The 6,440-nt window shown below is 73.2% G+C and carries 6 protein-coding genes; 5 read left to right on the forward strand and 1 reads right to left on the reverse strand.

What is annotated here, in order from left to right:
* On the reverse strand, positions 1-513 hold a 513-nt coding region (locus JZ5iCDA_RS14480; protein ID WP_171905394.1), incomplete at its 3' end, for a 3'-5' exonuclease.
* Between the two features lie 259 nt (positions 514-772).
* On the opposite strand from JZ5iCDA_RS14480, the gene JZ5iCDA_RS14485 reads away from it, so the two are divergent.
* From JZ5iCDA_RS14485 to rpmB, 5 genes are all read left to right on the forward strand, one after another.
* Positions 773-1,762 (forward strand): carbohydrate ABC transporter permease, encoded by a 990-nt coding sequence (locus tag JZ5iCDA_RS14485; RefSeq protein WP_083260040.1) that lies wholly within the window; start codon positions 773-775, stop codon positions 1,760-1,762.
* Positions 1,759-2,697: a carbohydrate ABC transporter permease gene (locus tag JZ5iCDA_RS14490; RefSeq protein ID WP_069387800.1), complete on the forward strand. Its 939-nt coding sequence runs from the start codon at positions 1,759-1,761 to the stop codon at positions 2,695-2,697. The genes JZ5iCDA_RS14485 and JZ5iCDA_RS14490 overlap by 4 nt, the downstream gene beginning before the upstream one ends.
* A 107-nt stretch (positions 2,698-2,804) precedes the next feature.
* Positions 2,805-4,166: an ABC transporter substrate-binding protein gene (locus JZ5iCDA_RS14495; RefSeq protein ID WP_069387801.1), complete on the forward strand. Its 1,362-nt coding sequence runs from the start codon at positions 2,805-2,807 to the stop codon at positions 4,164-4,166.
* A complete protein-coding gene (locus tag JZ5iCDA_RS14500; RefSeq protein WP_069387802.1) occupies positions 4,163-4,939 on the forward strand; it encodes a glycerophosphodiester phosphodiesterase in 777 nt (258 codons plus the stop codon). The genes JZ5iCDA_RS14495 and JZ5iCDA_RS14500 overlap by 4 nt, the downstream gene beginning before the upstream one ends.
* Before the next feature lie 1,336 nt (positions 4,940-6,275).
* Positions 6,276-6,440: 50S ribosomal protein L28 (rpmB, locus tag JZ5iCDA_RS19045; protein ID WP_171905395.1), on the forward strand; the 165-nt coding region annotated here is incomplete at its 3' end.

The following is a 6,440-nucleotide window of genomic DNA, read 5'->3' on the forward strand; positions in this document are numbered from 1 at the left end:
GCACTCGTCGTCCGCCGCGACGTCGAGGAAGTGCCCGAGCAGACCCGCGGTGGCGCGCGCGTCCCCGAGGGCCGAGTGGACGCCGTCGTGCACGACGCCGACCGCGGCGCAGCACGCGGCGAGCCCGCGCGAGCCGGCGAGGTAGCGGCCGGCGAGCTGCTGCGTGCACAGGCACGCGAGCGGGTCGATCGCGGCCGGGACGCCCGCGCGGCCGAGCTCGGCGCGCAGGAACCGCGTGTCGAACGCCGCGTTGTGGGCCACGAGGACGCGGCCGGCGAGGAGCCGCAGGAGCTCCGGGGCGACGCGGTCGAACGTCGGGGCGAGCGCGACGTCCGCGGCGGCGATGCCGTGGACACGCTGCGGCCCCAGGTCGCGCTCCGGGTTCACGAGGGTGCACCACTCACCCTCGACGCGCCCCGCGTCGTCGACGAGGACGACCGCGACCTCCGCCACCCGGTCGCCGAGACGCGGGGAGAACCCGGTCGTCTCGAGGTCGAGGACGGCGAACGGCACGGGCACAGTCTGCCCGAGCTGCGTGCCGACGCGTGCACCGGCCGACCGTTACCGAGCCGTGACCTGCGGCGACGGGTCAGACACATGGCGCGCCGGTGAATCGGCCCGGTCCAGATGACGCCGCCGGTTCCTCGAGGTGAACGCTTCCGGAACCTTGCGAGACGGCGGGGACAAACCCCCACAACCCGGCTTGCGGGCGTTCCAAGATGTGCGAGGCCACCCGGCCGACGACCCATCCCCGTGTGAGCGGAACATCGCTGTGACCACTGCCGACACCCTGCCTGCGCCCGGCGCGCAGGCCCTCCCGGCCTCCGAGGGGCGCGACCAGCGCCCCGCCTCCGGGCCCCCCGCACGCAGGAGCCGACTCGGCGCCCGCCGGCGCCGCACCGCCCTCCTGTGGGCGCTGCTCCTCGGCGGCCCGAACATCCTGCTGCTGCTCGTCTTCGTGTACCGGCCGCTGCTGCAGAGCCTGTACCTGTCCACGCTCCAGTGGAACCTCGGCTCGCCCGTCGCCCGCCCCATCGGGCTCGGCAACTACGTCGAGTGGTTCACCGCGCCCAGCACCCCGACGGTGGTGACGGCGACGCTCGTGTTCACCGTCGCGACCGTCGGCGGCGCGATGGTGCTGGGCCTCGGGCTCGCGCTGCTGCTCGACCGAAAGCTCGCCGGCCGCGGCTTCGCCCGCACCGTGGCGTTCGCCCCGTACGTGCTCTCCGGCTTCGCCGTCGGCATCCTGTGGCTGTTCATGTTCGACCCGCGCTACGGGCTCGTCCAGGAGCTCCTCGGGCTCGTCGGGCTGCCGTCGCCGCAGTGGTACACCGAGCGGCCCTGGCCGCTGGTCATGGTGATCATCGTCTACCTGTGGAAGAACCTCGGGTACGTCGCCCTCATCTACCTGGCGGGCCTGCAAGCCGTGCCGAAGGACCTCAAGGACGCGGCCGCGCTCGACGGCGCGTCGTCCGCCCGCACGCTGCGCTCGATCGTGCTGCCGCTGCTCACGCCCACGACGTTCTTCCTCCTCGTGACGATGCTGCTCAGCTCGCTGCAGTCGTTCGACATCATCAAGGCGATGACGCAGGGGGGCCCGCTCGGCTCGACGACGACGCTCATGTACTCGATCTACGAGGAGAGCTTCGTCAACGGGCGCGCGGGCTACGCGTCCGCGGTCGCCACCGTCCTGTTCCTCGTGCTGCTCGCGGTGACGGCGGTGCAGATGCGCTTCGTCCAGCGGAAGGTCCACTACTCATGAGCGTCGCCACGACCCAGCGCCCCGCCGAGCCCACCGACCGCACCGAGCCCGGGTCCTCCTCCGGCACGACGTCGCCCCGCCCGGCCGGCGCGTCCGGGGCGGCCCCGCGCCGCCGCCGTCGTCGCCTGCCCGTCGGCAGCTACCTGACGATGATCCTCGCGACGATCGCGCTCGGTGCGCCGCTCGTGTGGATGGCCCTCGCGAGCTTCAAGACGCCGGACGAGCTCTACCAGCTGCCGCTGCAGTGGCTCCCGGGTCAGCTCGAGCTCGACAACTACGCGCAGGCCGCCGAGTCGATCCCGCTCGGCCGTCTCCTCGCGAACAGCGCCGGCCTGACGATCGTCGGGGCGACCCTCAAGGTCGTGCTCGGGCTGTGCTGCGCGTACGCGCTCGTGTTCCTCGAGTTCCCGTTCAAGAAGGCCGTGTTCGGGCTCGTCATCGCGACGCTCATGATTCCGCCGCAGATCACGATCATCCCCAACTACACGCTCGTCGCGAGCCTCGGGTGGCTCAACACGTACCAGGGCATCCTCGTCCCGGGCCTCGCGAGCGCGTTCGGCACGTTCCTCTTCCGCCAGCACTTCCTCACGCTGCCGCGCTCGATCCTCGAGGCGGCCGAGCTCGACGGCGCCGGCCACTGGCGCAAGCTGTGGCGGTTCGTCGTGCCGATGAGCACGCCGACCGTCGCCGCGGTGGCGCTCGTGTCCGTCGTCACCGAGTGGAACGACTACCTGTGGCCGTTCCTCGTCATCGACGACCCGGCCAAGATGACGCTTCCCGTCGGCCTCACGCTGCTGCAGAACATCGACGGCATGACGAACTGGGGCGTGCTGCTCGCCGCGACCGTCGTCGTGACCCTCCCCATCCTGCTCGTCTTCCTCGTGCTGCAGCGCCGGCTCGTCGCCGGCCTCACCGCGGGCGCCGTCACCGGCTGACGCCCGCACCCGAACCCGCGCCCGGCGACGTCGGGCGCACCCCCCGCTCGGACCCCGAGCACCCTGACCCGCGCACCGACCCGGTGCACGAACCTGAAGGAGCACCCGTGTCCCACCGTCCTGTCCGGCGCGCGTCGCGCCGGTACGCCGCAGCCGCGCTCACGGCCGTCGCGGCCCTCACCGTCACCGCGTGCGCGGGCCCGAGCGTCGGGTCGTCCGGCGGCTCCGACGAGGCGACCGAGGAGTCCGTCGACTGGGCGTCCGTCGAGCCGGCGTCCGAGATCACGTGGTGGAGCAACCACCCGGGCCAGTCGCAGGAGATCGAGCAGCAGATCATCGACGAGTTCGAGGCCGAGACCGACATCAAGGTCAACCTCGTCACCGCCGGCGCCAACTACGACGAGGTGGCGCAGCGCTTCCAGGCCGCGTCGCAGACGGACGAGATGCCCGACCTCGTCATCGCGTCCGACGTCTGGTGGTTCCGCTACCACCTGAACGACCAGATCATGCCGCTCGACGACGTCATGGAGCACCTCGACGCCGACGCGGACGACTTCCAGCCCGCGCTCTACGCCGACTACGAGTACGAGGACCAGCACTGGGCCGTGCCGTACGCGCGCTCGACGCCGCTGTTCTACTACAACAAGGACATGTGGACGGCCGCCGGCCTCCCCGACCGCGGCCCCGAGACCTGGGCCGAGCTCGAGGAGTGGAACGCCGCGCTCAGCGCGCACGTGCCCGAGGGCGGCTCGACCTTCGGCCTCAACACCGGCCCGTCGTGGGGCGCCTGGTGGTTCGAGAACATGATCTGGGGCCACGGCGGCGCGTACTCCGACGGCTTCGACCTCACGCTCGACACGGAGGAGTCGCTCGCGGGCGGCCAGTTCCTGCACGACCTGTTCCACGAGTCCGGGGTCGCCACCCTCTCCGCGGAGAACGCGATGACGGACTTCTCGTCCGGCCTCATCGCCTCGACGATCGGCTCGACCGGCTCGCTCAAGGGCGCGCTCGACGCCGCCACGTTCGAGGTCGGCACGGCGTACCTGCCCGACGGCCCCGCGGGCGGCGGCACGCCGACCGGCGGCACCGGCGTCGCGATCTCGTCCTCCAGCACCCCGGAGAAGCAGCTCGCCGCGGCCATGTTCCTCGAGTTCCTCACGAACACCGAGAACACCGCGCTCTTCTCGCAGAGCACCGGCTACATGCCCGTCCGCACCTCCGCGGTCGAGAGCGACACCATGAAGGCGATCTACGAGCAGACGCCGCAGTTCCGCACCGCTGTCGACCAGCTCGCCGACAAGGCACGCATCCAGGACGACGTGCGCGTGTTCGTCCCCGGCGCGGACGCCCTCCTCAACGACGCGATCGAGCAGATCGTCATCGAGGGCACCGACCCGGCCACGGCCTTCGAGTCGATCACGCCGCAGATCGAGCGCGCGTACGAGGAGAACGTGGAGCCCTACCTGTGACGACGGGTACCCCCGCCACCGCCGGCGCGCCGCTCGTCGTCGCGCACCGCGGCAACAGCGCGGTCGCCCCGCAGAACACGCTCGCCGCGTTCGAGGCGGCGTGGCGCGCGGGAGCCGGCAGCATCGAGATCGACGTCCAGCTCACGGCCGACGGCGAGGTCGTGGTCATCCACGACGACACCGTCGACGCGACGACGGACGGCACCGGCGCGCTCGCGGGCCTCGAGCTCGCGGACGTCCTGGCGCTCGACGCAGGCTCGTGGTTCTCGCCGGCCTTCGCGGGCCAGCGCGTGCCGACGTTCGCCGAGGTGATCGACCTCCTGCTGTCCCGGCCCGGCATCGAGCTGCTGCTCGAGGTCAAGGGGTCGTGGACCACGGAGCAGGTGCGCAAGGTCACCGAGCCGCTGCGCGCGGCCGGGCTGACCGAGCGGGTCATCGGGCAGAGCTTCTGGCCCGAGACCGTCGCGGCGCTCGCCGAGGCGGACCCGGAGCTGCGGCGCGGGCTGCTCGTCTTCCAGACGGACGAGGACCTGCTCGACCGCTGCGCCGAGCTCGGCGTCATGACGTGCAACCCGCTCGGCACCCTGCTCGTCGAGCAGCCCGACCTCGTGGACCGGCTGCACGCCGCCGGCCTGCAGGTCATGGTGTGGACGCTCAACGAGCCGGAGCACTGGGAGGCCGCCGTGCGCCTCGGCGTCGACGGCATCATCACCGACCGGCCGGACCGGCTGGTCGGGTGGCTCGCGCGCGAGACGGCCCCGGCCGCCGTCTGACGGGTCAACTCCCGCGAGATGGAGGGATCCGCGCGAGACAGAGGGCGATCGCCCTCTGTCTCGCCGGATTCCCTCTGTCTCGCGGAGCCGTCTGTGCCACAGTGGGCCGCGTGCCCGGCGCCCTGACCCCCGACTTCGCCCCCTGGACGTTCGAGTCCTCCGCCTCCCCGGAGCGGCGCGCCGCCAACGACGCACGGGTGGCCGCCCTGCGCGCGGCGGGCCACGCGGTGGGGGAGGGGTGCGTGGTCTCCGACCTCGCCGAGGTCGACGCCGACACGTTCGCGCTCGGCGACCGCAGCTACGTCGCCGCCCACGCCCACGTCACCGGCGACGTCGAGATCGGCGCCGACTGCTCGGTCAACGTCGCCGCCGCGGTACGCGGACGCGTGACCATCGGCGACGGCGTGCGCATCGGCAGCCGCACGAGCGTCCTCGGCTTCGACCACGCCTTCGACCGCGTCGACGTCCCCGTCTTCCGCCAGGGCCTGACCTCGCGCGGCATCACGATCGGCGACGACGTGTGGATCGGTGCGCACGTCGTCGTGCTCGACGGCGTCACGGTCGGCCCGCACGCGGTGATCGGGGCGGGCGCCGTCGTGACGCGCGACGTGCCGCCGTACGCCGTCGCGGTCGGGAACCCGGCGCGCGTCGTCCGTGACCGCCGCACCGGCGAGCGCCCGCCGCAGAGCACGGAGCCGCCCTCGGAGCGGACACGTCCCGACCCGGACGCCCACCGCGCGCGCCGCCTCGAGCGGTTCGGCGCGGACGTCCTGGCTGCGCTCCCCGGGCTCGTCGAGAACGCGTTCGACGGCGAGCGGTACCGCGACGCACCCGGTGCGGCACCGACGGTCCGCGCGCACTGCGACGCCGTCGAGCTCGCGGCGCTCGCGGGCGGGGTGCCCGCCGGTCTGCCGCGCGACGAGCACGTCGCGCGGCTCGCCGGTCTCGTCGACGCCGCGGGCCGGATCCCGGAGCTCGGGACGGAGGCCGGCCCGGTCCCTCGCGCGGTGCCCGACGACGCGTGGCCCGCCGACCCGGAGGGGTACCACGTGCTGTGCGTCGGGTACGCGCTCGACCTCCTCGGCGCGGCCCTGCCGGCCGTCCCCGGCGCTGCGGCGTCCCCGGAGGAGGTGGCGCGCCGGCTCGCCGCGCTGCCGTGGCAGGCGAACGCGTGGGGTGCGGGCGCCGTCGTGGACACGGTCGGCACCGCCCTGACGTGGGCGCGCGAGACCGGCGTCGCGGTGCCCGACGGCGCGCGCGAGACGCTCGTCGGGTGGCTCGTCGAGCACCGCGACCCCGTCACCGGGATGTGGGGATCCCCGCGTGCCCGCGACGGCTGGCGCGAGCCGGTCAACGGCACGTACCGCCTCGTGCGCGGACCAAGCGGCGCTTCGACCCCAACATCCAGAAGAAGCGCTACTGGGTGCCCTCGCTCGGGCGCCACGTCACGCTGCGCGTCAGCGCGCGGGGCATCAAGACCATCGACCGCAAGGGGATCGAC

Source organism: Cellulosimicrobium cellulans, assembly GCF_001722485.1.
Taxonomy (GTDB): domain Bacteria; phylum Actinomycetota; class Actinomycetes; order Actinomycetales; family Cellulomonadaceae; genus Cellulosimicrobium; species Cellulosimicrobium cellulans_A.